21 protein-coding genes and 1 riboswitch are annotated in these 25592 nt (G+C 72.1%); of the genes, 12 read left to right on the forward strand and 9 right to left on the reverse strand.

The window, feature by feature from the left end; all coding sequences use genetic code 11:
* Positions 1 to 1171 precede the first annotated feature (1171 nt).
* The gene (locus tag ACZ5T9_RS04290; RefSeq protein ID WP_464834038.1) at positions 1172 to 1924 is read right to left on the reverse strand and encodes an alpha-lytic protease prodomain-containing protein; all 753 of its coding nucleotides are present in this window, start codon (positions 1922 to 1924) and stop codon (positions 1172 to 1174) included.
* A 548-nt stretch (positions 1925 to 2472) separates the two neighbouring features.
* Between ACZ5T9_RS04290 and mmgD the strand changes: the two genes are divergently transcribed.
* The 3 genes from mmgD to prpB all read left to right on the forward strand — a co-directional run bounded on the left by mmgD (position 2473) and on the right by prpB (position 6371).
* On the forward strand, positions 2473 to 3591 hold the full coding sequence (gene mmgD, locus ACZ5T9_RS04295) for a citrate synthase (RefSeq protein ID WP_464834039.1): 1119 nt from the start codon (positions 2473 to 2475) through the stop codon (positions 3589 to 3591).
* A 196-nt stretch (positions 3592 to 3787) separates the two neighbouring features.
* Positions 3788 to 5254 (forward strand): bifunctional 2-methylcitrate dehydratase/aconitate hydratase, encoded by a 1467-nt coding sequence (locus ACZ5T9_RS04300; RefSeq protein WP_006903200.1) that lies wholly within the window; start codon positions 3788 to 3790, stop codon positions 5252 to 5254.
* 187 nt (positions 5255 to 5441) lie between these two features.
* Positions 5442 to 6371, forward strand: a complete 930-nt coding sequence (gene prpB, locus ACZ5T9_RS04305; protein WP_464834041.1) for a methylisocitrate lyase — start codon at positions 5442 to 5444, stop codon at positions 6369 to 6371.
* Here the strand turns inward: prpB and ACZ5T9_RS04310 are convergent.
* On the reverse strand, positions 6296 to 6814 hold the full coding sequence (locus tag ACZ5T9_RS04310) for a nucleotidyltransferase family protein (protein WP_464834043.1): 519 nt from the start codon (positions 6812 to 6814) through the stop codon (positions 6296 to 6298). The genes prpB and ACZ5T9_RS04310 overlap by 76 nt on opposite strands.
* On the reverse strand, positions 6759 to 7220 hold the full coding sequence (locus ACZ5T9_RS04315; protein WP_464834044.1) for a HEPN domain-containing protein: 462 nt from the start codon (positions 7218 to 7220) through the stop codon (positions 6759 to 6761). The genes ACZ5T9_RS04310 and ACZ5T9_RS04315 overlap by 56 nt, the downstream gene beginning before the upstream one ends.
* A 562-nt stretch (positions 7221 to 7782) precedes the next feature.
* On the opposite strand from ACZ5T9_RS04315, the gene ACZ5T9_RS04320 reads away from it, so the two are divergent.
* The 5 genes from ACZ5T9_RS04320 (at position 7783) to ACZ5T9_RS04340 (ending at position 13099) form a co-directional block, all read left to right on the forward strand.
* On the forward strand, positions 7783 to 9294 hold the full coding sequence (locus ACZ5T9_RS04320) for a sugar ABC transporter substrate-binding protein (protein ID WP_464834045.1): 1512 nt from the start codon (positions 7783 to 7785) through the stop codon (positions 9292 to 9294).
* Positions 9291 to 10244, forward strand: a complete 954-nt coding sequence (locus ACZ5T9_RS04325; protein WP_460040004.1) for a carbohydrate ABC transporter permease — start codon at positions 9291 to 9293, stop codon at positions 10242 to 10244. The genes ACZ5T9_RS04320 and ACZ5T9_RS04325 overlap by 4 nt, the downstream gene beginning before the upstream one ends.
* A gap of 158 nt (positions 10245 to 10402) precedes the next feature.
* Positions 10403 to 11239, forward strand: a complete 837-nt coding sequence (locus tag ACZ5T9_RS04330; protein ID WP_460040003.1) for a carbohydrate ABC transporter permease — start codon at positions 10403 to 10405, stop codon at positions 11237 to 11239.
* The gene (locus ACZ5T9_RS04335) at positions 11236 to 12447 is read left to right on the forward strand and encodes an ABC transporter ATP-binding protein (protein WP_464834046.1); all 1212 of its coding nucleotides are present in this window, start codon (positions 11236 to 11238) and stop codon (positions 12445 to 12447) included. Before ACZ5T9_RS04330 ends, ACZ5T9_RS04335 begins: the two co-directional genes overlap by 4 nt.
* Positions 12448 to 12835: 388 nt before the next feature.
* A complete protein-coding gene (locus ACZ5T9_RS04340) occupies positions 12836 to 13099 on the forward strand; it encodes a hypothetical protein (protein ID WP_460040001.1) in 264 nt (87 codons plus the stop codon).
* 80 nt (positions 13100 to 13179) lie between these two features.
* Here ACZ5T9_RS04340 and ACZ5T9_RS04345 read toward each other — a convergent pair whose 3' ends face one another.
* The 6 genes from ACZ5T9_RS04345 to thiD all read right to left on the reverse strand — a co-directional run bounded on the left by ACZ5T9_RS04345 (position 13180) and on the right by thiD (position 20552).
* Entirely contained in the window at positions 13180 to 14739 is a 1560-nt protein-coding gene (locus ACZ5T9_RS04345) for a CapA family protein (protein WP_464834048.1), read from the reverse strand.
* A gap of 296 nt (positions 14740 to 15035) precedes the next feature.
* Positions 15036 to 16676, reverse strand: coding sequence for an MFS transporter (locus ACZ5T9_RS04350; protein WP_464834049.1), 1641 nt, complete (start codon positions 16674 to 16676; stop codon positions 15036 to 15038).
* A gap of 213 nt (positions 16677 to 16889) precedes the next feature.
* Positions 16890 to 17612, reverse strand: a complete 723-nt coding sequence (gene thiE / locus ACZ5T9_RS04355) for a thiamine phosphate synthase (RefSeq protein WP_460039998.1) — start codon at positions 17610 to 17612, stop codon at positions 16890 to 16892.
* A gap of 29 nt (positions 17613 to 17641) precedes the next feature.
* Complete coding sequence (gene thiM / locus ACZ5T9_RS04360; protein ID WP_083855413.1) at positions 17642 to 18538, reverse strand: hydroxyethylthiazole kinase; 897 nt, start codon at positions 18536 to 18538, stop codon at positions 17642 to 17644.
* Positions 18539 to 18930: 392 nt separating this feature from the next.
* Positions 18931 to 19506, reverse strand: a complete 576-nt coding sequence (gene thiW, locus ACZ5T9_RS04365) for an energy coupling factor transporter S component ThiW (RefSeq protein ID WP_464834051.1) — start codon at positions 19504 to 19506, stop codon at positions 18931 to 18933.
* On the reverse strand, positions 19503 to 20552 hold the full coding sequence (thiD, locus tag ACZ5T9_RS04370; protein WP_464834052.1) for a bifunctional hydroxymethylpyrimidine kinase/phosphomethylpyrimidine kinase: 1050 nt from the start codon (positions 20550 to 20552) through the stop codon (positions 19503 to 19505). The genes thiW and thiD overlap by 4 nt, the downstream gene beginning before the upstream one ends.
* 134 nt (positions 20553 to 20686) lie before the next feature.
* A riboswitch (TPP riboswitch) is annotated at positions 20687 to 20796 on the reverse strand.
* A 62-nt stretch (positions 20797 to 20858) separates the two neighbouring features.
* Here thiD and ACZ5T9_RS04375 point away from each other — a divergent pair.
* The 4 genes from ACZ5T9_RS04375 to ACZ5T9_RS04390 all read left to right on the forward strand — a co-directional run bounded on the left by ACZ5T9_RS04375 (position 20859) and on the right by ACZ5T9_RS04390 (position 25481).
* The gene (locus ACZ5T9_RS04375; protein WP_464834053.1) at positions 20859 to 21251 is read left to right on the forward strand and encodes a hypothetical protein; all 393 of its coding nucleotides are present in this window, start codon (positions 20859 to 20861) and stop codon (positions 21249 to 21251) included.
* Positions 21248 to 22630 (forward strand): LysO family transporter, encoded by a 1383-nt coding sequence (locus ACZ5T9_RS04380; RefSeq protein WP_464834054.1) that lies wholly within the window; start codon positions 21248 to 21250, stop codon positions 22628 to 22630. The genes ACZ5T9_RS04375 and ACZ5T9_RS04380 overlap by 4 nt, the downstream gene beginning before the upstream one ends.
* Positions 22631 to 22715: 85 nt before the next feature.
* The gene (locus ACZ5T9_RS04385) at positions 22716 to 24530 is read left to right on the forward strand and encodes a Mur ligase family protein (RefSeq protein ID WP_464834055.1); all 1815 of its coding nucleotides are present in this window, start codon (positions 22716 to 22718) and stop codon (positions 24528 to 24530) included.
* Between the two features lie 213 nt (positions 24531 to 24743).
* Entirely contained in the window at positions 24744 to 25481 is a 738-nt protein-coding gene (locus ACZ5T9_RS04390) for a hypothetical protein (protein WP_464834056.1), read from the forward strand.
* Positions 25482 to 25592 lie beyond the last annotated feature (111 nt).

Here is a 25592-nt window from a genome sequence, read left to right on the forward strand (position 1 = left end):
CATGTCTTGCGGCGGTGCGGGTGTGGTGGTCTTGGGGTAACGGTTCTGCGAAGGCTACCCTGGTCCTCTCGCCACAACCCGTGATTTTGGTGTCGCGTGTTACCCGAAACACTTAGGAACACTTAGGGGCCGGCGGTGCCGGTCGACCCAGCCGAGACTGAAGTGGAGGTGGGGGTTGGGAAGACATGGGCTGATAAATGTTAGATCCCTGACCTTCCCCCGGGAGCGAAGGAAATAACGAATATTAGACAGAGCGCACCGGCGGCTGGTCGATTGAATATTAATGAAGTGGGGCGATAATGTGAAGGAACGTATTGTGTTTTTGCGTTAATGGCAATCGTTTTTATCGTCTTATTAAAAGTACTGGCTTTTATCTGGAATAGGCTATCGATACCTGTTACTGGCATAACCAATGTAATTAGTGTGTTTATTACGTTTATGTTGATACCACTGTCGCTTTTAGTGGTAAATTGGCTCATCCGTGTCATGCGCGGGGATTCCTAGATAGACGCACGAGACTTGGGAAACTTTTTGTGATTTGAGGACAATGCTCGAGCGAAATCCGAGATTTGCGCATTTCGTGTGCATCCGCTGTGAAAGCACGTACAACCCTCAAGACCTTGAGCCGTTAACGGGCTGCCCAAAATGTCTGAACGAAGGCTACCCCGCTAGGCACCGCGTCACTTCCAAGCGACATCTTTCCACCGCCGGTTCCGACCCAGCATGACGGGTTTTCTCTCGCCGCCGCGTGCCCCAATCCTGCCGGACTCGAACGCGTAAGCCATGCCGATGTTTCCGACCTGATCGATTCCGTTTCGGATCACCTGATGGCTATAGCTCGAGGCGACAAGGACGCAGCCCGCAAGACGGCGGACCAGTCGTTTTGGCCGATCCTCGATTCCATGCTGGCCAATCAGAACCATGCCGCCGATGAAGCCGAGGGTCTGGACAAGAGCCGCGTCGCGGAATTCGGCCCTGCGAGCGAGGCACCGCATGCGGAACTCATCCGAAACCACTGCGGTGAGGATACGCTAGAGGCCAGCTGGTGGATTCAAACGCTTCCTCGCGAGGCCGATGGAGCCACCGCCTCGTTGTCGCTACGGGGGAACTTCTACCTCATCCGCCGCAATGGCCACTGGTTGGTGTGGGGGGCCGAATGACGCAGCGGCAATTATCGCAACAGCGCAACCAGCGCCGCCCACCACCGGCTGAGGGTCGCGAGCAGACCGGCCCACCACCCTTCCGCAGGGGCTGGGGCGCCGTTCCCGGAAGCGGGCTCCCAGGTGGTCGCCGCACCCGTGTCCGCGGCCCCCGGAGCCGGCGCGACGGTGGCGGCTGGACCGCCCTCGGCCCCAAGAAGCTGGGCGGGCTGGGCGGCCACCACCTCGATGGCGTCCGCCCCGGGAAGGCTCTGGATCGCGGCCCGGGCTTCGGCGACGGAGCTCGAGACCCCCAGCGTCACCCGGTTCGTCCGAACGTCCACCCCGGTCCACACCACTTCGACTCCCTGGGCCTGCAGGCGGGCCATGTTTTGGTTCAGCGTCGCCTGCACTTGCTCGAGTTCCCTCAGCGTGTACTGGCCTTCCTCGAACCGCAGCTGGTGTCCAGCGAGGCGATCCCGCAGCGCCTGCTCACCGGCGGGGTCGAGGGGTCGCGTCAGCACGACCACCACCGCCGCTTGGCCGTTGCCCGCCTCTTCCACGTAGAGGCCACCGAACCGGTCGGCGAAGCGCTCCCGGAGGTAGGCTTCCGCGGCCTGAACGTCGTCCGGCGCGACCACCCAGGACACGGGTCGATCCGGGGAGCCGGCGGATTCCGGGGGCTTCCCCGGAGCGCCACGTCCCGTGGAAGCCTGGGCCAGGGCACCTGCGAACCCGGCCATGGCCACGGTGAACAAGGCCACCCATCCCACCACCCATCCCACGCGTCGCACTGCTGCCCGGGCTCGACGGCCTTTTGCACGGGGACGCCGCGTTCGTCGCCCACTCCCCGTCACCCCTCGGCTGGCCCTCCTCGTCACCCTGATTGGAATCATCGGCTGGCCCAAGAACCCGCCTTCTGGGAATTGCAATGTCCTCGCCCCCTCCAGTCTCGGTTTGCCCGGGAGTCCGCCCTTGACACCTTCGCGTCCGTCCCTGCATCGTTCTGGACGGTCCTGCCCTTCGACGGCGCCTCTGGACTGCCGCTTGGAGGCGGCCCTGAGAGTCGGGTATGAAGCGGCCCCGACGGTCGAGGCAGCCTGCCCCCTGGCACTGTGACCCTTTAAACGCTCCTCCTCACGGTGCGCCGTTGCCCTTTGGACGCCGCGGCCCCGAATGGGGTTCCCGCGACCGCCGGCGCCGGTACGATTGCATCGTTCGGGCCTGGCAGGAGGTCGGGGCTCCTTTCGGGTAGGAATCCAAGGGCAATTCGGTGGCTCGGGCGCGGTTCCGGCCGCGCGCCCGCTGATCATCCTCCCAAAGGGGTGGCGTCATGGAGAACCAGGAGTATCGCCCCGGTCTTGAGGGCGTGATCGCCGCCGAGACCCGCATCTCCTACCTGGACGTGGAGAACGAGGAGATCGTGGTCCGCGGTTACAACCTGCTCGACCTCATCACCCAGAAGACCTACGTGGACGTGCTGGGCCTGCTGATCCACGAGCGGCTGCCCGGCGACCAAGAGCGCCAGGAGCTGGAGCGGCAGCTCCTCGCCGCCGAGATCCCCCAGGCCGTGTGGGACATCCTCGCCAAGCTGCCGGCGTCGATGCACGCAATGGACCGCCTGCGCACCGCCGTCTCGGCCCTGGCCGGGTTCGACCCCGAGGCCGACTCGCCCGACCCCGAGGCCGAGCGGGCCAAGGGCGTCCGCCTGGTGGGCCAGGTCTCCACCATCGTGGCCAACCTGACCCGGGTGGCCCAGGGGGAGGCGCCGGTTCTTCCCAGTCCCCAGCTGGGCTTCGCCGAGAACTTCGTGTACATGATCACCGGCCGGCGGCCGGACCCCGCCGGGGCGCGGGCCTTCGACCAGGCGCTGATCGCCTACAGCGAGCACGAGATGCCCAACTCCACCTTCACGGCGCGGATCATCGCCTCGACCCTGTCCGACGTCTATGGCGCCCTGACCGGGGCGGTGGCGTCCTTGAAGGGGCCCCTGCACGGCGGCGCAAACGAGGCCGTGGCCCACATGATGCTGGAGGCCGGCGACGTGGAGGGCCTCGACCGGCTGATCCGGGACAAGCTGGCCCGCAAGGAGCGCATCATGGGCTTCGGGCACCGGGTCTACATGCGCAAGTTCGACCCGCGGGCCTGGATCCTCAAGCAGACCCTGGCCCGGCTGGTGGACGAACGCGGCGACGAGGAGGGCCGCCGTTGGCTCGCCATGTGCCAGCGGGGCGAGGACATCATGCGGGAGGAGAAGGGCCTCTATCCGAACCTGGACTACTACGCCGCGCCGATCTACTACGTGCTCGGCATCCCCATCGAGCTGTACACGCCCATCTTCTTCGCCGCGCGGACGGCGGGCCTGGTGGCCCACGTGGTGGAGCAGCACGCGGAGAACCGGCTCTTCCGGCCGCGGGTACGATATCTGGGGCCGCGGGGGCTCAAGGCCTGAGCGGTCGTGGCCATTCCGCGGCGGACCGCCATGGCGGCGCCTGTGGCGGCGATGCGCCATGGGTGCCCCGGGCATGGCGACGGCCGTGAAGGCGATGGCGAGAGCCGCCAAGGCGATACCGGCGACGGTTGAATGCCGTGGCGATGGCAGTTGAATCCCGTGGCGATCATCGCAGGGGAGGTCGCAGGACGGCACCATGGCAAGCCACGACGCAAGCGCCCCGGCCGGCGGGGCCACGAAACCCCAGGAACCGGACCGGGTCCTGGTGGAGATCGCCGACTATGTGCTGAACCAGGCCATCGACAGCGAGCTGGCCTACCGCACCGCCCGCTGGGTGCTGATGGACTCCCTGGCGGCGGCCTTCTACGCCCTGGCCTATCCCGAGTGCACCAAGCTGCTGGGCCCCACGGTGCCGGGCACCATCGTGCCCCATGGGGTCAAGGTGCCGGGCACGCCCTACGTGCTGGATCCCGTGGAGGGCGCCTTCAACATCACCGCCCTGATCCGCTGGCTGGACTACAACGACACCTTCCTGGCCAAGGAGTGGGGGCACCCGTCGGACAACCTGGGCGCCATCCTGGCCGTGGCCGACCACGTCAGCCGGGTGCGGCGCAGCCGCGGCGAGGCGCCCTACACCGTCCGCGACGTGCTGACCATGGCCATCAAGGCCCACGAGATCCAGGGCGTGCTCTCGCTGGAGAACAGCCTCAACCGCTTCGGCTTCGACCACGTGCACTTCGTGAAGGTCGCGTCGGCGGCGGTGGCCACCGCCCTGTGGGGCGGCGGGCGCGACGAGGTGGTCAACGCCCTCTCCAACGCCTGGATCGACGGGGCCGCCCTGCGCACCTACCGCCACTTCCCCAACACGGGCTCCCGCAAGTCCTGGGCGGCGGCCGATGCGGTGAGCCGGGCCGTGCGGCTGGCGCTCTTCGCCGTCAAGGGCGAGATGGGCTATCCCACCGCCCTGAGCGCCCCCCGCTGGGGCTTCGAGGACGTGGTCTTCCGGGGCGAGAAGGTGGTCCTGGCACGGCCCCTGGGGTCCTACGTGATGGAGAACGTGCTCTTCAAGATCGCCTACCCGGCCGAGTTCCACGGGCAGACGGCGGTGGAGGCGGGCCTGCGCCTGCACCCCCAGGTCAAGGACCGGCTGGACGAGATCGAGCGCATCGTCATCGAGACCCAGGAATCGGCCGTCCGCATCATCGACAAGAAGGGCCCGCTGACGAACCCGGCCGACCGCGACCACTCCCTGCAGTACATGACCGCCGTGGCCCTGATCTACGGCGAGCTGACCTACCAGCACTACGAGGAGCCCATCGCCTCCGACCCCCGCATCGACGCCCTGCGGGAGAAGATGGTGGTGGTGGAGAACGAGCGGTACAGCCGCGACTACCTGGACCCCGAGAAGCGGTCCATCGCCAACGCCGTGCAGGTGTTCTTCCGCGACGGTACCGCCACCGAAAAGGTGGAGGTGGAGTACCCCCTGGGCCACCGGCGCCGGCGGGACGAAGCCCTGCCGCGGCTGCACGAGAAGGTGCGGGGCGCCTTGCGGGAGGTCTTCCCGGCCAAGCGGGCGGAGCGGCTGTTCCACCTGCTGGCCGAAGACCCCGCCCTGCCGGAGATGCCCGTGGACCGCTTCATGGACGAGCTGCACCGGCCCTGAAGGCCCGGGAGGCCGGCGCCTGTGGCACCGTTGGCGCCTTGGGCGCCGTTCGGGGACGGCGGATTCCCCGGCCCTCCGGCGCAAGGTGGGCCGGCCAGGGACGGCTACGGCCCGTCCGGGACGAACCGACCCGCCCGGGCGGGCCGGTCCGTCCCGTGAGCCCGGGAGGTTGTGAGGAGGGATTCCCATGGCCTGGTTGCTGCAGAAGGAAACGCCCCAGCCCGAGCTGGCCGAGCGTTTCCGCCAGCTGGTGCGGAAGGGGCCGGTTGTGCTGCCGGGCGCCCACGATGCCATGGCCGCGCTCCTGGCCCGGCGCGCCGGGTTCGAGGCGGTCTACCTGTCCGGGGCCGCCTATACCGCCAGCCGCGGCCTGCCCGACCTGGGCCTGGTCACCAGCCAGGAGGTGGCCGACCGGGCCCGGGACATCGTCCGCGCCACGGACCTGCCGCTGATCGTGGACATCGACACGGGCTTCGGCGGGGTGCTGAACGTGGCCCGCACGGGCCGGGAGATGGTGGAGGCGCGGGTGGCGGGGGTCCAGATCGAAGACCAGGAGATGCCCAAGAAGTGCGGCCACCTGAGCGGCAAGAGCCTGGTCACGGCCGACGAGATGGTGCAGAAGATCCGGGCCCTCAAGGAGACGGCGCCGTCCCTTTACGTCATCGCCCGCACCGACGCCCACGGGGTGGAGGGGCTGGAAGCCGCCATCGCCCGGGCCCGGCGCTACGTGGAGGCCGGGGCCGATGCCATCTTCCCCGAGGCCCTGACCACCGAGGAGGAATTCCGCGCCGTGCGGGAGGCGCTGCCCGGCGTGCCGCTCCTGGCCAACCTGACGGAGTTCGGCAAGACTCCGTATTACAGCGCGGCGGATCTGGCGGCGTGGGGCTACGACATCATTCTCTTCCCGGTCTCTTCCCTGCGGGTGGCGGCGCGGGCCGTGGAGCGGCTGTACCGGCACCTGCGGCAGGCCGGTTCGACCCGCGAGCTCCTGGGTGAGATGCAGGACCGGGCCGAGCTCTACGAGACCATCCGCTACTTCGGCTACGAGGAGCTGGACAAGACCATCGCCCGGTCGAGCCTGCCGCCGCTGGCCCGGCAACGGGAGGGCGACGCCTGAACCTGGCGCCGGTGGAACCCGGCGCACCCCGGGGACCCGGCGGCCCCACCCCGGCGCACCCCGGGGCCCGCCGGCCCCATAGCAGGCCGATCCCTGCAGCTGTCGAACAGGACGATCCCGTCCCGGGTCATCCGCTCCAGCACGGCGGCGACGGCCTGCGCCTCGGAGACGCTGTAGACGTGGGGCTCGAGGGCCCGCAGCGGGATGGCCCGCCGTACCCGCTGGAAGGCGTCGGCCACCGGAGGGTCGTGGTAGACCACCAGCAAGTCGATGTCGCTGCGGGCCGTAAACCGCCCCCGGGCATAGGACCCGAAGAGGACCACCCGCTGGAGCGGCAGTTGCTGCGCCAGCCGGGGAAGGCTGTCCCTGATGCGCTGTACGACCTCCTCAAGGCTCAGAGACGGAAAGGTAACGCGCACAGAATTCCAGGATGACCCGTGCATGATCCAGCATCCTCCTGGCTTCGGAAGCCGTGTAGAGTCGCCTCGGCGCTCCAACAGGATGAGCATCAGGGTACCGGGTGGGAATATGCGCCTTATCGAGCTCGAGGGCCCGATCCCGAAGGTCGTCGGGTACGGGAACCTGCTCCGCCAGCGCCTCGAGGAGGGCATAGACCGAATGTCCCCAGGCCTCGCCCCCGAATCGCTGGCAGACAGCCTTTACGGCCTTGTCGGCAGCCTGTTGGGCTGAGAAGCAGGCCCAGTTATAAAAGCCGCGTTCCAGGTCGTCGCTTTCCGCATGGGCAAGGTCTCCCAGAGCCTCGTCCCACCAGTCCTGGCTCCGGTCCAAACTTCTCACCTCGTTGCGGCGGCTACTCTCATGATGCCACGGCCCCCGCTCCTTGGGCACTCCGCTTTACACTGCGGTTCGCCCGGCTCTGACGTGGGCGGCATGGGGCCCGCCCATGTCCAACCGGGGAATTCCAGAGATGGATGGTGCGGCCGGATAAATGGCTTCATATGCCGTAACTTGACATCGATCACAAGCCAGGGCTATATTCCAATTGCTTGTTAGCACTCATTGCTGCAGCCTGCTAATAGCAGGCGGCCCCGGTACGGCGCCATGCGGGGCAACCTTCGCCATCCTTCCAGCACCGTTCACGTTCAGAAAAGCGACCAGCACAAACGGGTGAGGAACAGGCGGGCAAGACCGCGGTGACGGCGCTTGTGGTGCGGCGGGGCGGCGGCACTGCGGGAAGGCGATGCCCCTGCCAGGGGCGCCTCCGGGCTCCCCGGGAGGAGGTGCCGCCATGAGGGGCGGAACCGCCCCAGACCGGCCGCGTGCCCGGGCGGTCAAGCCGGGGTGAGGCGGTGGGACTGGGGCCTGGCCCTTACCCTGCGGGATGCCGCCCCTCGGCGAGCCGTCAGCAGGAGTCCGCGGCGAGCGACGAGCAAGGGGAGGTGACCGTCCTGTGCGTGCTGGCTGGTGGAACCGTTGTCTGGAACGCCGGAGCGGTAGCGAGCGGAGGCCTGGCTTAGAGGGTGGCCCGCGGCGTCAGGGGCGCCAGGACCGCAACCGGTCGGGTGCCCGGCTGCTGGCGGCCCTGCTGGCCCTCAGCCTGGTGCTGCTGGCCGGATGCGGCAGCGGGGGAAGCTCTCCGGGCGCGGCGGGCGGCGGTACGGGCGAGGCCGGTTCGTCCGGAGAGCAGGGCGTCCAGACCGTCACCCTGCGCGCCATGACCATCGGCAAGCCCACCGAGCACTGGCGGTTTGACAACCTCAGGGAAGCCGTGGACCGGCTGAACGAGAAGCTGGAGCAGGAGGGCGCCAGCGTTCGCGTCCAGTTGGAGGGCTCCCACGAGGACCGGCCCTGGGACGAGTACAAGCAGCGCTTCATCCTGGCGGCCGAGGCCGGGAAGGCGCCGGACATCATCCTCAGCGGCCACGAGGACGTGGCGCCGTGGGCCGCGGCCGGGCACATCATCCCGCTGGACGAGTACGTCAAGGACAGCCCGGTGTACCAGGACGTGTTCCCGACGCTGTGGGAGTCGGTGACCCTGGACGGGAAGATCTGGGGCATCCCGCAGGATACCGAGGCGCGGCCCCTCTACTTCTGGAAGTCGCATCTGAAGCAGCTGGGCTGGTCCGACGAGCAGATCGCCCGGTTGCCGGAACAGATCGAGAAGGGCGAGTTCACGCTGGATGACCTGCTCGACCTGGCCAAGCAGCTGCAGGACCGCGGCATCGTGCCGGCGGGGCAGGGCTTGTGGACGCGGCCGCAGCCGGGTGTGGACTTCTACATGTTCTACCTGGCCTACGGCGGCCAGATGCAGGATCCCGCAACGGGCAAGCTGGTGCTGGACAAGGAGGCGCTTCTGAAGGAATACCAGTTCTTCGCACGGGCGCGGGAGCTGGGCGTGCTCAAGCCGTCCCTGCTGGGTACCGACTGGTCCATCTGGCACCGGACGGTGACGGGCAAGCAGGTGGGCCTCTGGGTCGGCGGCTCGTGGCAGGTGGCCGAGTGGCAGGACCAGTACGGCCTGAGTGACGCCGACGTCCAGGATCTGGGCTACGCGCTGCTGCCCGCGGGCGAGAAGGGCAAGCCGGGGGTCACCCTCTCGCACCCGCTGGTGTACATGGTGACGAAGTACTCGCAGCACCCCGAGCTGGCGGCGCGGCTGATCCTCGAGGCGACGAATCCCGAGTTCAACACGCGCCACGCGGTGGAGAGCAACCACCTGGCGATCATGAAGCCGCAGCTGGACCAGCCGGCGTACCAGGAGAACCGGCTGCTGGGTGACCTCGCGTACATGGTCGAGCACGCCGGGTTCGTCCCGCTGCACGAGCAGTTCGGCAACTACGACCAGGCCATCTACCGCGGCCTGTCGGCGGTCGTGGCCGGGCAGATGACGCCCGAACAGGCCGTCGACACGGTGGTCCGGCAGCTGCAGTCGCAGCTCCGGGACGAGGTGATCATCCGGTGAGCCGGGCGGCCGAGGTCCTCGCGGCCGCCCGGCCGGCCGCGCCGTGGCGGCTGGGGGCAGGGTTCCTCCTGCCCTTCGCCCTGGTGGTGGCCGTGTTCTTCCTGGTCCCGGCGGTGCTGACGGTGATCCTCAGCCTGACCGACCTCAGCGTCGCCACGGGCCTGGAGGGCTTCCGCTGGGTCGGCCTGGAGAACTACCGGCGCATCCTCACCGACCCGGTGGCGGGCCTGGTGCTGCGCAACACGCTGCTCTACGTGGGCGCCACCCTGACGCTGTTCAACGTGGGGCTTGCCCTGGTGCTGGCGCTGGCCACGGCCTTCCTGCCCCGGCGCTGGGGCGGGTTCTTCCGGGCGGTGTGGCTGCTGCCCAGGATCACGCCGTCGGTGGTGTACGTCCTCATGTGGAAGTACTTCGCGGCGGAGCCGCCCTACGGCGTGATCAACCAGGTGCTGGGCGCGCTGGGCCTGCCGGCGGGCGGCAACTGGCTCTACGAGCACCCATGGCCCGTTGTCATCGCCATCAACGGCTTCGTCGGGGCGTCCATGGGGATGATCATCTTCAGCGCCGCCATCCAGGCCATCCCGCGGGAACAGCTGGTCGCGGCCCAGGTGGACGGCGCGGGCACCTGGGCGCTGGTGCGGCGGGTGGTGCTGCCCCAGCTGCGGTGGCCGGCGCTGTTCGTCGCCGCGTACCAGACCCTGTCGCTGCTGGCGTCCTACGAGTACATCCTGCTGGCCACCGACGGCGGGCCGGGCTTCTACACCACCGAGGTCTGGGCCCTCTACGCCTTCCACACGGCGCTGTCCAATTACTTCGGCAACGCCCAGTACGGCCTGGGTGCCGCCCTGGCCACGGTGCTGGTGGTCATCGGGCTGGTGGCGTCGGTGCTCTACCTGCGCTTCTTCAACTTCCGCCAGTTGACCCAGCCGCCGCGGATCGAGGTGAGCTGAGCCCGGCGGGTGCGCCTCGGCCAAGAGGCGTGGGGAACGCGCAAGAGGCGTGGGGAGCGCGGCGCAGCCCCTGGGCGTCGTGGCGGTTGGAGCGCGAGGGGCTCAAGGTGTCCAGGTGAACGGATCGCGGCACCGGTCGCGGGAAGGGAGGTGGCGGCGTGCTCGGCAGCCTGAGCGAGACCCAGCGCCCGGCGCGCTGGGCGTGGCTTCTGCTGGTGCCGGTGACGGCGCCGGTGCTGCTGCTCTACGCGTGGCTGCTGGTGGCGTCCTGGAGCGATGGGATGGAAGGGTTCCGGCCGCTGGGGTGGACCTGGGAGAACTGGTCGTTCCTTTGGCAGCCCGACCCCTTCGGCCCGTCCATAGTGCAGCTGACCATCAACACGCTGCTTTTTGCCCTTCTGGTGGCCCTGGGCGAGGTCCTGCTGGCCAGCACGGCCGCCTACGCCCTGTCGCGCCTGGCCGTGCCGGGCCGGCGGCTGTGGCTGGCCATGCTGATCGTGCTCCACGCCTTTCCGGGGATCACCCTGCTGGTGGCGCTGTTCCTCTTGCTCCGGCAACTGGGCCTGTATGACACCCTGGCGGGCGTGGTGCTGGCCAAGATCGCCCTGGAGCTGCCGTTCCACGTGTGGGTGCTCAAGGGCTTCTACGACCAGGTGTCCTGGGACCACGAGATGGCGGCCCTGCTGGACGGGGCCAGCCGCCTGGCCGCCTGGTGGCGGGTGGTGCTGCCCATCATCCGCCCCGGCCTGATGGCATCGGCGGTCTTTGCTTTCCTGTCCGGGTGGAGCGAGTTCCTGCTGCCCTACGTGCTGGCGCCCGGCGCCGGTGTGCAGACGCTGCCGGTGTACCTGGGGGCGCTGCTCTCCCAGGCCGACGTGGCCCGCTACGGCACCGTGACCGCCGTCGCCGTGTTCTACATGATCCCGGTGATGCTGGTCTACCTGTTCCTCCAGCGCTACCTGATGGTGCTGTACACGGGGGGTGTAAAGCGGTGAGGATCCGGCTGGAAGGGGTCACCAAGCGCTTCGGCACCGTAACGGCCGTCGACCGCCTGACCCTGGAACTGGAACCCGGCCGGCTGGTGGCGCTGCTGGGGCCGTCCGGGTGCGGCAAGTCGACCACCCTGTACATGCTGGCCGGCGTGCTGCGGCCTACGGAGGGTGACATCTTCTTCGACGGCGTGCGGGTCAACGACGTGCCGCCCCAGCGGCGCAACGTGGGCATGGTCTTCCAGAGCTACGCCCTCTACCCACACATGACGGTGTTCGAGAACATCGCCTTCCCCTTGCGGATGCAGCGGCTTCCCGAGCCGGAGATCCGCCGCCGGGTCCATGAGATGGCCGAGCTGGTGCAGGTGGGCAGCCTCCTGGACCGGCGGCCGGAGCAGCTCTCCGGCGGCCAGCAGCAGCGGGTGGCCCTGGCCCGGGCGCTGGTCAAGCGGCCGGCCCTGCTCCTGCTGGATGAACCCCTCTCCAACCTGGATGCCCAGCTCCGGCAGGCCATGCGCGCCGAGATCCGGCGGATCCAGCGGGAACTGGGTGTGACGGCGGTGCTGGTCACCCATGACCAGACCGAGGCGATGAGCATCGCCGACTGGGTGGTGCTGATGAACGGGGGCCGCTGCGTCGCCCAGGGCACCCCCTACGACCTCTACCAGACGCCGCCCAACCGCTTTACCGCCTCCTTCATCGGCCACCCGCCCATGAACTGGGTGCAGGGGCGGGTCAGCGGGTCGCGGCTGCAGGTGGACGGCCTGCCCGTGTACCTGCCGCTGCCGGCGACGGCACGGGAAGGCGAGGTGGCCATCGGCATCCGCCCGCAGCACGTGCAGCTGGTGGCGCCCGGTCGCGGGCACCTGGACGGCCGGGTGACCATGATCGAGCTGCTGGGCCACGAGAAGCTGGTGACGGTGGAAGCCGGCCGCGTCCCCGGCGGGGCGGCTCCTTCCGGCCCTGCCGGCCCCACGGCCGGGACCGGCTTGAGGCTGCAGGCCCTGGTGCCCGCCGACGCCGCCGTGGTCGAGGGGGAGGCGGTGGGCGTCCGGCTGCCGGTGTCGCGCCTTCACCTGTTCCGGCTCTCCGACGGTGGCCGGGTGGCCCTGCCGGGTGCGGCGCGCCGGCCCCTGGCTGGAGCGCTGGCAACCGCAGCGGGCGACGCCGTGGCGGACGAAGCGGCCGGGGAGAGCGCGGGGACGGCCGGGTGAGGCGGAGGGAGGCCGCGGGTTCCTACACCCGTGGCCGGGCCGTCAACGTTCGACGGTTGCGACGATGAGGTGCCGGCCGGATTCCATGTCGCCGGTCGCCACGTGGGCGTCCTCGGAGGACCTCTCCTAGAGCCGGTGCGCCAACTTGCCGCACACCGACGGGGCGATGCGCCGCTAATCGCTCCAGACGTGCCACTCTCGATTCCTCACGGGTAGAGGGACGGGGGGTTCCAGCGCTTCCATGCGGACGGGCGTCACCTGCTCCGTCCAGACGCGCCAGCGCGGGGTCTGTTGGGGATCGGAGAACCGATCCCGGCGTTTGATGGGCCCATCCTCGCCTGTCGTGGCTATGCTATGCTCTTCTCACAGTGGTTTGGGAGGCGGTACCATGCACCACGAAACGGCAGCGTCCAAAGACGCCGACATGCCTCCTACGACCCCCGACACGTCGTGGTTGATCCTCCAGCGCTTGGACGATGTCCGCCGGGAACAGGACCGCCTGTACAACTACATTGAGCAACGGGCTGACCGCATCGAACAGCGCATCGACCGCCTCGAACAGCGCTTGGACCGCCTAACGGGATGGTTCATTGCCGGCCTGATCGCCGTGCTGGGCGCACTGGCAGGTGTCGCCGTGGCCGGGCGGCTTTGAAACGGCGACCCGGCGGCACAAGATTCGCCTACGGCTGATAAGAGATGACGATGGAATGGTAGGCAGCTACGAGCCCTCGATCACGGCCCCTGCGCGGGTGCCAGCTCCTCCATGGGGACCCAGCGGACGCCCGGTGCCTCCAGGCGCTCCAGGGCCCGCCGGTAAGCCCGCTCCAGCAGGGGCACATCGGCCTGGGGCACCTGGTACCGGGCCGGATCGCCGGCCGCCTCCCGGGCCGGCAGGGGGCGCCAGAGCCAGCGCCCGTCCACCCTCCCCTTGTGGATGTAAAGGGGCACGTAACGGATTCCCGTGACCCCTGCCCGGCCGGTGAGGGGGTCGCGGGCCAGGTCGAGCCAGAACAGGGCGGAGGTCATGCGGTCTTCCCCGATCTGCCCGGCCAGGAAGTTGCCCTGGGAGAACAGCACCGCCTTATAAAGGCAGGGACGGCCTCCGGTGGACCCGGTGTACCCGGCAGGCTGCCCGGACCCGGATCCGGGCCTGGTGCAGGAACGGTCTGGCCCGGCAGCGGCGGCCCCTGCGCCGGGGGCACCGGCTGCAGGGGCGCCGGCCGCAGGGGCGCCGGCCACAGGGGCGCCACCCGCGGAACCGGGTTGATCCTCCTCCCCGGGCTCACCGGGCCCCCGCCCCGGCCCCTCCCGCCTCGGATCCGGTGGTCCTGAGGCACCCGGTGGCGGCGCTTCCGCTGCCGCCTCGTCCCCCGCCCGCTTCATCGGGCGCAGCTCGGCCCGCTGCAGCACGTGGGGATGGTGGCCCAGCACGATGTCGGCGCCTGCCGCCAGGACCTGATCGACCATGTCCTCCTGCTGTCTGTTGGGCTCGGTCTCGTACTCGTTGCCGAAATGCAGGGAGACCGACACCAGGTCGGCGCCCGCCCGCCGCGCCCGAGCGATGTCCGCCTCGATCTGCCGGGGATCGATCAGATTGACCAGATAGGGCGCCGGCAGGGGGATGCCGTTGGTGCCGTAGGTGTAGGCCAGGAAGGCGATGCGGATGCCGCCCGCCTCGGCGATGGCGATGCGGTCCCGTTCCTCCGGGGTGCGGGCGGTGCCGGCATGGATGAAGCCGAACCGCTCCAGGTTGGCATAGGTGCGCTCCACCCCCCGCCGGCCACGGTCCAGGGTGTGGTTGTTGGCATCGGTCAGGACGTCGAAGCCAGCCTGGCGCAGGGCCGCCAGCAGTTCCGGGGGCGAGTTGAACCGGGGATACCCCGTGTAGCCTCCCAGGTCGGCGCCCGTGACGGGCTGTTCCAGGTTGCCCACCGCCAGGTCCGCGGCCCGCAAGGCCGGCGCCACAGCCGCCAGGGCCGGCCCGAAATCGTAGGTTCCGTCCCCTTGCCGGGCCGCCGCCAGCAGGGTGTTGTGGATCAGCACATCCCCCACGCTGGCCAGGCTGGCCCGCTGCCAGTTGCGGTCGGCGGGCTCGCCCGCGGGGCGGGGTTCGTCGTCCTCGCCGGGAAGAACCCGGCCGCCGCCGGAGCTACCCTGGGGCCCGGCGGCATGGCCGGCAGGATCCGCGGAAGGATTCCCCCACGGCGCCAAGCCCGCCCATTCGGCCAGGGGACCGCACCCGCTGCCCAGCGCCAGTAGGGCCGCCACGAAGAGGACAGCCAGACGTCTCATGGGGGCCCGCACCCGCCGTCGTTTCACGTCCACCCTCCTTGCCGGTCGCCGGGCCGGGGGGGGGGACAGGCCGCCCCGGAAGGCCGGTTCGCCTGCCCCTTCCATGACGGAGCCAGCCGTGCGGATCGCGCAGTGGGGATCCGGTAGTGTCGATCCGGCCGTACGGATCCGGCAGCGCAGATCCGGTGCTGCGCATCCGGCAGCGCGGATCCGGCGGTGCCGCAGCCGGCACTACGACTCCGGCCGGTGCCCGGAGCCCCCCTGCGCCGGACGCCGGCGCCTTCGGGCCACCTGCCTCAAGCGGGGCTGTTCTTCAGCGCGGTGCGGCGCTCTTCCTCCCGGTTCTTCAAGGAAAGGGCCGCCAGGATGCCCAGGGCGGCCAGGGCGCCGAGGACCACGTACGCCTGCTCGTATCCCGCCACGTCGCCGGCGTGGGAGGCCACGATGGCGCCCATGGCGGCGCTGCCCACGATCTGGCCCATGTTGCTGGCCACGGTGAGCAGGGACTGGGCGGCCGCCCGGTGGCCGGCCCCGGCTTCGTTGAGGACCACATACCGCAGGGGCGCGCCCGTCAGGCTGGCCAGGCCGAGGCCCACCACGACGCCGTCCGCCACGAAGAGGCCCATGCTGCGGGTGACCGCGGGGATCAGCAAGAGCCCGGCGGCCAGCACGGCCGTTCCGGCGGTGAGGACCACCCGGGAGCCCGCCTGGTCCAGCAGGCGGCCCACCAGCGGCGCCCCTACGGCACTGGCCAGCACCGCCGGCCCGAGCAGGTACGCGGCGGTGGAGGGTTCGACCCCGAAGGCGGCCACGGCCAGGGAGGGGACGAAGACCAGCCCCGCCTGGAGCAGGCCGCTCAGGCCGGAAAGGGCGTTGGCCACCGCCAGCTGGCGGTTGGCCAGCAGCCCAGGGTCGATCAGCGGCGCGGGCGAAGCGGCCTCGACCCGCTGGAAGGCCACCAGCAGCACCAGCCCGGCCGCCAGCAGGGGCCAGACCTGGGCCGAGGCCAGGCTGGCCAGCACCGCCTGGCTGTCGATGCGGTTGATGGCCAGGGCCAGGGCCACCAGGCCCGACCCCAGCAGGACCATGCCGGGGAAGTCGAAGGCTGTGCGAGCCGCCGGCCGCGGCGCCGGCAGGACCCGCCGGCTCCAGGACAGCACCAGGGCGGCCAGGGGCACGTTGATCAGAAACAGCCACTGCCAGCCGAAGGGCAGCAGCACGCCGCCGATCACGGGCCCCAGCAGGAAGGCGAGGCCGAACATGGCGCCCGTCATGCCCAGGGCACGGCCGCGGCGCTCCGGCGGGAAGGTCTCGCCGATGGTGGCGCTGGCCACCGGGAAGATGCCGCCCGAGGCGAGACCCTGGATCGCCCGCCCGGCCAGGAGGACGGGGAAGGAGGGCGCGGCGGCCACCACCACCGAACCCAGGCCGAAGAGCGCCACATCCAGCATGTAGACCGGCCGGCGTCCCCGCAGGTCGGAGAGCCGGGCCATCAGCGGATTCCCCACCAGATTGCACAGCACGTAGATGGTGAAGACCCAGCTGAGCTGCCGCTCGCTGACGGCGAAGTCCCGGCCGATGGCGCTCAGGGCCGGGCCGACGATGGCGATGTCCAGCGCCCCCAGGAACACGCCGAGCAGCAGGACGCCCAGGACGCGCTGTCCCTGGGGATCGGCGACGCCTTCGCGGCCGGCGGCACCGGCCCGGCCGGCGGCACCGGCGGGAGTCGAGGGCCGGACGGGCGTGGAGGAGCCGCGGGCAGTGCCGGGACCCGCCGGCTGGGTGGGTCCGGTCGGAGCCTTCGGCTGGCCGCCGCTACCGGATTGGGCCCCATGACCGGGCTCTGGCAGGCCGCCCCCGGCGGCGTTCGGCCGGGACGAACCGGCGCCCGAGGCCGCACCGGCGCTTCGCCGGCCGCTTGGCTGGCGGTGGGACACGGCAGGTCAACTCCTGTCGTCGGGCTGGCTTGCCCGGCCCCCCTTTCGACCGTGGCCGCCGCCGGCTGGGCCGAGTCCGGTCGGGCCGCGGCCGGCGGGACCACGCGGCCGGGCAAGCAGACGGGCAAGCACTACAAAGGGAGTGTAGCACGACGGGCCGGAGCCGGTGCCGTGCCGTAGAAAAGGGGACGGCGTCATGCACCTGCGGTGCACTCACCGGTCCCACCGCTGCACGAAGGCGGCCGCCGCTCCGCCCGGGTCGGCCGCCCGGGCGATGGCCGAGGCGACGGCGACCCCGGCCAGGCCGGCCCCGCGCAGGGCCGGGAGGTCATCCAGGGTGATGCCGCCGATGGCCACCACGGGCAGGCGGGTGGCGGCCACCACCGCCTTCAACCCCTTCAGGCCGATGACGCGGGCATCGTCCTTGGTGGAGGTGGAACGGAGCGCCCCGGCGCCCACGTAGTCCGCCCCGGCGGCCTCGGCCGCCCGCGCCTCCTCGGGGCTCCGGACGGAAACGCCCAGCAGGCCTTCGGGCCAGAGCCGGCGCACCACCTCCGCCGGCAGGTCGTCCTGTCCCACGTGCAGGCCGTCGGCACCCACCGCCAGCGCCAGGTCCAGCCGGTCGTTGACCACCAGCAGGGCGCCGTAGCGGGCCGTGATCCGGCGGGCGGCCTCGGCCAGTTCGTAGGCCACCCGGTCGGCCGCCGCCTTGGCCCGGAACTGCACCGCCCGGACCCCGGCCGCCAGCACCGGCTCCAGCAGAGGGGCCGGGTCGGCGGTGCCCACAAGGCCCAGGTCGTAGATGAAGTAGACCTTGAGCAGGCCGGTTGCGGGGCGGGCGGGATCCGCACCCCCGGCAGGGATGCCCGCGGGCAACGGGAGGCGGGCGCCGCCCCGGCCGGACCCGTCCTTACCGTTCCTTGAACCCTCCGTCATGGGATCACCTCCCGCCGTCTCCGCGCGGTTCACCGTTCCCGGGATCCGTGTGGCGGCCCCGGGAGAATGGAAAGCCCTTCGGCATCCCCTGTGCCCCCCGCCCCCAGCCGGTACAGCTCGTCCAGGAAGGCCGCCTGGAACGAGCCCGGCCCCGAGGTGCGCTCCGCCGCCCGCTGGGCGGCCAGGCCGTAGACGGCCATGGCCAGGGTGGCATCCTTGAGGGGTGCGACCGAGCCCGCCAGGAACACCGCCACCGCGGTGGTCGCCCCGCACCCGCCGCCGGTCACCGCCGCCAGCCAGGGGTGGCCGTTGGCCACCCGCCAGGCCTGGAGGCCGTCGGTGACCAGGTCCACCGGTCCGCTGGCCACCACCACGCAGCGGTAACGCCGGGCCAGCGCCTGGGCTGCCTCCAGCACCTCCCCTTCCTCCACCGCGCCGCTGTCCACGCCCCGGGTGCGGCCGGTGCCCGCCCCGGCCAGGGCCAGGATCTCGCCGCCGTTGCCGCGCACGGCCGTCGCGCCGCCGGCCAGCAGGTCCAGGGCCAGCCGGGTGCGCAAGGGGGTGAAACCGGCCCCCACGGGGTCGACCACCACGGCGCGCCCGTGGCGGAGGGCCTCCGCCTGCGCCGCCTTGAAGACGGCTTCATCCCCTGCCCGCAGGCTGCCGATGTTCAGGACCAGGGCCTCCGCCGCCGCAGCAATGGCGGGGAACTCCTCCGGTTCCGGCGCCATCAAGGGGGATGCCCCCAGCGCCAGGGTGATGTTGGCCGTCCAGTTCATCACCACGTAGTTGGTCAGGTGGTGGACCAGCGGTCGCCGGTGGCGGATCCGGGCCAGGACCCGGGCGGCTTCCGCCGCCCAGCTCGCGGGCGCCGGGCCGGTGGAGGAGTTGGAGGCTTCCGGAGCCGGCGGCTGGGGAGCGCCCATGTTCGTCACGGGGATCCCTCCTCTGGAATGCCTGTGGAACGCCTGATCGTCCTGCCAGGCCAGGGCGAGACGCGCGTCCAGGGGCCGGGCGGAGCCGGCTCATGCCGGCCCGGCGCGGGTCCGGGCGAACCGCCGGGTTCATGGCGAACCGGGCAGCGCCCCGGTCATCCCGGCCCACGGCGGGCCAGGGTGGGCCACGAGCCCCGGGCGGGGCGGAACCTTGTCACGTCGCCCGGCTCCGGTCCGGGGCGAGCGACGGATCCGGGGCCCCGGTGGTACCGGTGCATGCCGGCCTGCCGCGGGTCGGGGGGTGCCACGACGCACGGCCCCGGTGGCGGCCCGGTCCGCGCGTTCCCCGCGGGGGCGATTGCCGCCCCTCTGAAGGCGCGGGGTCACCTGCGGGACGAGGGCGGGCTCTGGCTGGACCCCGGGCCCGGGCCGGGAACCGGCCCCCCGTCGCCCTCCGGGGCCGGGGCGGGGAGCCAGCGCAGCAGCAGGCCGCCCACCAGGGCGCCCAGCAGGCTGCTGACGGTAAAAGGCACCACGTAGAAGAACCAGGCCGCCTCGGCCTGGCCCAGCAGCCACCGGGCCACGGGGAAGGCGGCCAGGCCGCCCAAGAGGCCCGTGCCCACCACCTCCCCCGCCATGGCCGCGGCGGGGCGCCGGGCGGCCCGGTAGGCGAGCCCGGCCAGGGCGGCGCCGAAGAGGCTTCCCGGGAAGGCCAGCAGGGTGCCCAGCCCCAGCAGGTTGCGCAGCAGGCTGATGAGCAAGGCCACGGTCACGGCGCCCGCGGGGCCGAACCAGGCGGCGGCCAGCACGTTGACGGCATGCTGCACCGGCGTGGCGGTGGCCACTCCGACGGGGACCCGGACCATGCCCGCCAGGACGGTGCCCAGGGCGATCAGCATCGCGGCCCGGACCAGCCGCCGGGTGCGGTGGGGGGGCGCGCCGGGCTGAGGTGCCGTCATCCCTCTTCACCTCCGTCGAGCTGCCGGCCCTCAGGGCCCGCGGCCCCGGATGCGGCCTGGTCCACGGGCGCGCCGTTCGGCGCGCCGCCCTCCCCGGCCGCCGCTCCCAACGGGTCACCCAACGGATCATCGGGCGCAGCCTCCCAGGGGTAAAAGGAGCAGGTCGGGCCGTGGCCGCGCCCGATGGCGGGGGCATGGCGGATGGCCCCGGTGATGTAGATCTTGGCGGCTCGAAGGGCGTCCAGCACCCCGTACCCCCTGGCCAGGTAGGCGGTGATGGCGGCGGAGAAGGTGCAGCCCGTCCCGTGGGTCGAGCGGGTGGCGATGCGGGGCGCCCGCAAGAGGTGCCAGTCGCGGCCGTCGTAGACCACGTCCACGGCGTCGGCCGAATCTTCCGCCACGTGGCCGCCCTTGACCACCACCCAGGCCGGCCCCAGCCCGTGGAGGACCTGGGCCGCCCGGCGGGCGTCGTCCAGCGTCCGGATGGGGACGCCGGCCAGTTCCTCCGCCTCGTGGCGGTTCGGCGTGATCACCGTCGCCAGGGGCAGGAGCAGCCGCCGCACCGCCTCCCGGGCCGGTTCGTCCAGGAGGGGGGCCCCGCTCTTGGCGATCATCACCGGGTCGACCACCAGGGGGAAGGGACCCAGCCGGTCCCGCCAGTAGCCGATGCGCTCCGCCACGGTTTCCACGATGACGGTGGTGCCCAGCATGCCCGTCTTGGCGGCGTCGGTGCCGATGTCGTCCAGCACGGCATCGATCTGGGCGGCCACCATCCCGGGGGGCACCAGGTGGACGTCCCTGACCCCCTCGGTGTTCTGGGCCGTCAGGGCGGTGATGGCCGATGTACCGAAGACCCGGAGGGCGTTGAAGGTCTTGAGGTCCGCCTGGATCCCGGCGCCGCCGCCGCTGTCCGAGCCGGCGATGGTCATGGCGCGGGGCGGCGGGGCCTGGGATGGGGTGCCCGGGTGGGGCGCATGCGGGCGCCTGTGCGGGCGGGAAGCCCCCGCATCCGACTCGCCAGGACGGGGCTCGGCAGGGGTGGGCATGGCGGATCGCTCCCTTCCCACAAGTGGTACGGGCTGGCGGGGCTGCCGCGGCAGGGCAAGGTGCGGCCGGCAACGAAAAGGGCCGCGGGACGAACGCGGCCCAGGCGCCAGGAAGCGATCCAGAGGCTTCGTTGGAGCGGGACCGCACCGTTCCCTCCGGTGGCATTACCCACGTCAGGTTCGAGGGGTTCGAGCCGGTTGGCTCGTCTCAGCCGGCGTGGCGCCAGCACCCCCACGGTGCTACCATCTCCAGTATCCGGCCCGCACGAGGACAGGTCAACGGGTGGGCGAAACGGGGGAACCAGCTTGCGCGAGCGATTGAAGCCCGTGGTCCGGGCGATGGCCTTGGGATTGTTTGTGGTGATCGCCGCCCTGTGGCAGCGCCGCACGGGCGGGTCGGTGGCGGGGCTGCTGGGGTTCACCGCGGCGCTGGCGGTCGCCGTCCTGCTGGGCGCCCTGGGGTTTGCGCGGCTCATGGGCGTGCTGGAAAGCGGCCGGCGCGGCGATGCCGCCCGTGGTGGGGCCGCCCGCGGCGACACCGGCGGCGGTGGCCGCGGCGGGGCCGGCGGCACGACCGGAGCGGCCGGCCGCCTTGTGGCCGCCACCAGCAGGGGTCCGGCGGGTCGACCGCGCCGGCCCGGGGCCCGTGCCGGGGACACCGCCGGAGCGGGCCCCGCCCAGGGGCGAGGCCGGCCGTGACCGCGGTCCTGGTGGCCCTGGCCGCCGGCATGGCCGCGGGGCTGAGCGGCCTGGGTGGCCGGCTGCCGGCAGCCTGGTGGGATGCGGCATCCCGGTGGACGCTGCGGGCGCTGCTCTTTCTCATGGGCCTGCGGCTGGGCCTGGATCCCCAGGTAGGGTCCGGTTTGGCCCGGCTGGGCGGGCGGGCCGCCGCCTTTGCCGTGGCCACGGCGGGCGGGGCGCTGCTGGCGGGACTGCTGGGCTCGGCCCTGGGGGCCGCATGGCGTGCTCGTACGGCCTTTCGGCAGGGCGCCCCCAGCGCCAGGCGCCGGCGCGCCCCCGGCGCCTGGTGCCGGCGTATCCGCATGGCGTGGTGCCAGGCCACCCCCATCACCCGGCGGCTTGGATCCAGGGCCGCGGGCGGGGCCGGCGAGGTGGCGGGACGAACCCGCCAGGGCTCGATCACGCTCTCGGGCGGGACGGCAGGACCCCACCTTCTCCCTTCGGATCCCGTCCCCCGGGGAAACCTCGGCCCGGAGGCCCCGAGGACCCGGCGGGACCCGGCCCGCCACGATCCCGCCGCGGGGGACCCGGCCACGGCCGCCGGGGGGGCTGGCCGGTCCGGCGAAGCCCTGCGCCTCAGCGCCGCAGCCGTCCTGGCGGTGGCCGGCGGCTGGCTGGCGGGAGCCGTGTTCGTCCACTGGCTGGGCGGCCTGCCGGGAGGCAGCGTGGGGGCGGCGGTGGCCGGAGAAGCGGCGGCCATGGCCGGCGGGCTGGAGGCGCCGGTGGAGGCGCCGGCGAGCGGCGGGACGGGAGGGGTGGCCGGCGGGCCGGAAGGATCGGCCCCCCTGGTGGCCGCTGCCGGGCGGCTGGCCGCCGCCGGCTCCGGGTACGCCTTGCTCCTCCTCATGGCCCTTTACGGGTACGAGTTCGGCCGGCAGTGGCCGGCCACCCGGGAGAGCCTCCGGGCCGTCCGGGGCAAGGCCCTCCTGTTGCCCTTGCTGGGTGCGGCGGGGAGCCTGGCCGGGGGCTGGCTGGCGGGGCGGCTGACCGGCGAGCCGCCTGCCCTGGCCCTGGCGGTGGCGGCCGCCTTCGGCTGGTACAGCATGGCCGGGGTGCTGGTGGCCCAGCTCTGGGGACCGGCCGCCGGTGCCCTGGCCTTTCTGGCCAACGTGATGCGGGAGCTTTTGACGGTGGTGGCGGTGCCCTTCCTGGCGCGCCTGGCGGGCCGGCGGTCCTGGCTGGCCGTCCTGCCGGGAGGCGCCACCACCATGGACACCACCCTGCCCGTCATCGCCGCGGCGGCGCGGGATGCGGGCACCACGGCCCTGGCCTTCGTCCACGGCCTCATCCTCACCTTGCTGGCCCCTGCCCTGATCAGCTGGCTGGCGAGCCTTTGACCGTTTCCCCCCTCCGTGACACCTGCCCGGGGCATGCGACATACGCCTATCGGGGAACCCCAAACGGGGGGGTTGAACCATTACCATGGCGCTGGATGTCGTTCCGCTGCTGCAGGGGCTGTCGTTTTCCCTGTCCGGCGAGCCGCTGCCTCCTTGGGTCGGCGAGATCCGCTCCCACTCCGCCCGGGTCGAACCCGGCGACCTGTTCGTGGCCATTCCCGGGCGCCGGCACGACGGTGCCGCCTTCGCCGGCGAGGCGCTGCGCCGGGGGGCCCGGGTGGTGGTGGCCCAGCAGCCCCCGGGGCAGCCGCTGCCTCCCGGGGTCAGCTGGCTTCAGGTTCCCTGTGCCCGCTCGGCCCTCTCCCGCCTGGCGGCCAACCGCTACGGTCACCCGTCCCGCCGGCTGGTGGTGGTGGGTGTCACCGGGACCACCGGCAAGACGACCACCACCCTTCTCCTCCACCATCTGCTGAGCGCCACAGGAATCCCGGCCGGCCTCATCGGGTCGCTGGAGGTGCGCGCCGGAGGGCACCGCTGGCCGGGCAACCTGACCACCCCCGACCCGCTGGACCTCCACCGGTACCTCAGGGTGATGGCCGATGCCGGTTGCCGGGTGGCGGTGATGGAGGTCTCGTCCCAGGGTGCCGACCAGCGGCGGGTGGATGACGTGGCCTTCGACCTGGGCGTGGTGACGAACCTGGCTCCCCTGGAACATCTGGAGTACCACCCCACCTACGAGGACTACGCGGCCGCCAAGGGCCGTTTCGTCGCCATGATCCCGCCCGGCGGCGGCGTGCTGATGCACGAGGGCGAGGCCGCCCTGCGCCTCGGCCCTTATGCCCGGGCGCCGGTGGTCCTGTTCGGGCGCGGTCCCGCCTGCCACCTGCGGCTGGCGGCCGAGCAGGTGGCCGCCCCCACCGCGGCGCTCTCCGCCCGGGTGGGCCCCGATCTCTGGACGAACCGGTTGCATCTGGAACTGCCGCCGGCCTGGCCGCCGGGGCCCGCCCTGCGGCTGGGCCGGGATCGTCCCGAAGGGAATGGGCACTTCAGGGCCGTGCCGGCTGCCGGGGCGCCCCCGGCTGCCGGCGCTCGGGTGGCTCCCGAGGGGCCGGCGCCGGCCCGGCCGGGCGTCTGGCTGGAGACTCAGCTCATGGGCCCCCACCATGCCCTCAACGTGGTGGCGGCCGTGGGAGCCGCCCTGTGGCTGGGCCTGGATCCGGGCACGGTCGCCCGCGCCCTGCCGGGCTTTGCCGCACCTCGGCGCCGCACCCAGGTGCTGATGCGCCGCCCCTTCACCGTCATCGACGATACCGCCGGGCGGCCCGACAGCCTGGCGGCCTGCTTCGCCGTGGCCGCCGGGATCCCCCACCGGCGGGCGGTGGTGGTCTATGCCGTGCGGGGAGGGCGGGGTGCGGCCATCAACTATGCCAACGGCCTCCAACTGGCCTGCGAGGCCCGCCGCCTCGGGGCGGCGGTGCTGGTGACCGCCAGCGCGGGGGATACCACGGCGCGGGATATGGTGCGGCCCGCGGAGTGGGAGGCGTGCCTGGCCGGGCTCGAGACGGGCGGGCTCAAGCCCCCCCAGGTCGGCACCTTCACCCGGCTGGGGGATGCGGTGGCGGCGGCGGTCTCCTTGCTGGGGGAAGGCGATCTCCTGCTCCTGCTGGGGGCCCAGGGCATGGATGCGGGCGCGCTGTACCTGCAGCGGATTCTGGCCCGGCCGGTTCTTCCCGTGCGGCCGGTCTTGTCCGTGCGGCATCCGGCGCCCCTGGAGCGGGCCGGCCCTGCGGCCCCGGCCGGTTCCGGGCTCTCACCGGAGGGACTGCCGGCGGCCGCGGGCAGGGCCGGCCGGGCGGAGGAACTGCCCGAAGGGGCCGTCTTCCCCGGGGGCGCCCTGTGATCCCTGAGCGGCCGGCCAGCAGGGGCGGCGACGGGCACCCGGCTGCGGGTCCTGGCGGGTCGTGGCCGGCGGGCCGGGCCGGCCGCCCGGGTGCCGGATGGGGTGGCGTTGTCTCCGCCCGGGCGCTCCTGTGCTATGATTAATCGCTAGCCGGCCATCGCCGGGCGAGCCCGCCATCGTGGCCGGCCCGTCAGAGCAAGCGAGGCGACTGCCATGGAGCGCAATCACCGGCCCGGCCCCGGCGGGCCGTCCGATCCCCAGGAAGAGAAGGGCCCGGCTCCCGGCGGCACCGGACCCGGCAGCGCCGGACCTGGTTCCGGACCCGGCGCCGGACCCGGAGGTGCCCGGCCTGGCCATCCTGCCCCGGCCCGGCCACCGGCCCGCTCGGGCGGTACCGGCCGGGCGCCGGAACCGCCCGGCACGCCGGCAGCGGCCGGCCCGTCCGGCTCGCCCGGGGCCCCGGAGGGCGATCGGCGAGCCGCTGGCCCGCGCCCCTTGCGCCAGGGCTACTCCCGGCCGCGGCGAGACCACCCGTACGACACCCGGGTCCTGGACGACCTGGCCCGGGTCTTCATGGAAACCACCCTGCGCGAAGACGGCACCGTGATCTGCCCCGACCGGCGGGAGGCCCTGGCCCTGGCCGAGCAGGTGCTGGACATCCTGTACTATTCCGGCTTCTACAACGCAGCCGACGTAGCCGGGCTGCGCTTCCACCTCTACCCCCGGCTGGAGGCGGACGGCCAGCCCGACCTGATCTACGCCAACACCTGGATGGACGGGCGGTGGATGGAGATCGCGGTGGTGGAGGTGCCCCGGCCCAACGCCCGGCCTCCCGAAGAGGAAGGCCCGCACCCGGTACGCGGCCTGGCCCGGCCTTTGCCGGCGGGCGAACCCGGCCGCAACGGGCTCACCCACCCGGGCCGGCCGGGCGCCCGCCGCCCGGAGGGTTAGGCCGGGCCCGGGGCAGGGAGCCCCTTGCGCCGGGCGCCGGCCATGGAGCCCCGAGGAACGGCGATGGTAGCCCAGGCCGCGGGGCTGTGTCCCGCCGGGCCACCTCTTGCA

The sequence above is a fragment of the Thermaerobacter nagasakiensis genome (assembly GCF_055396825.1).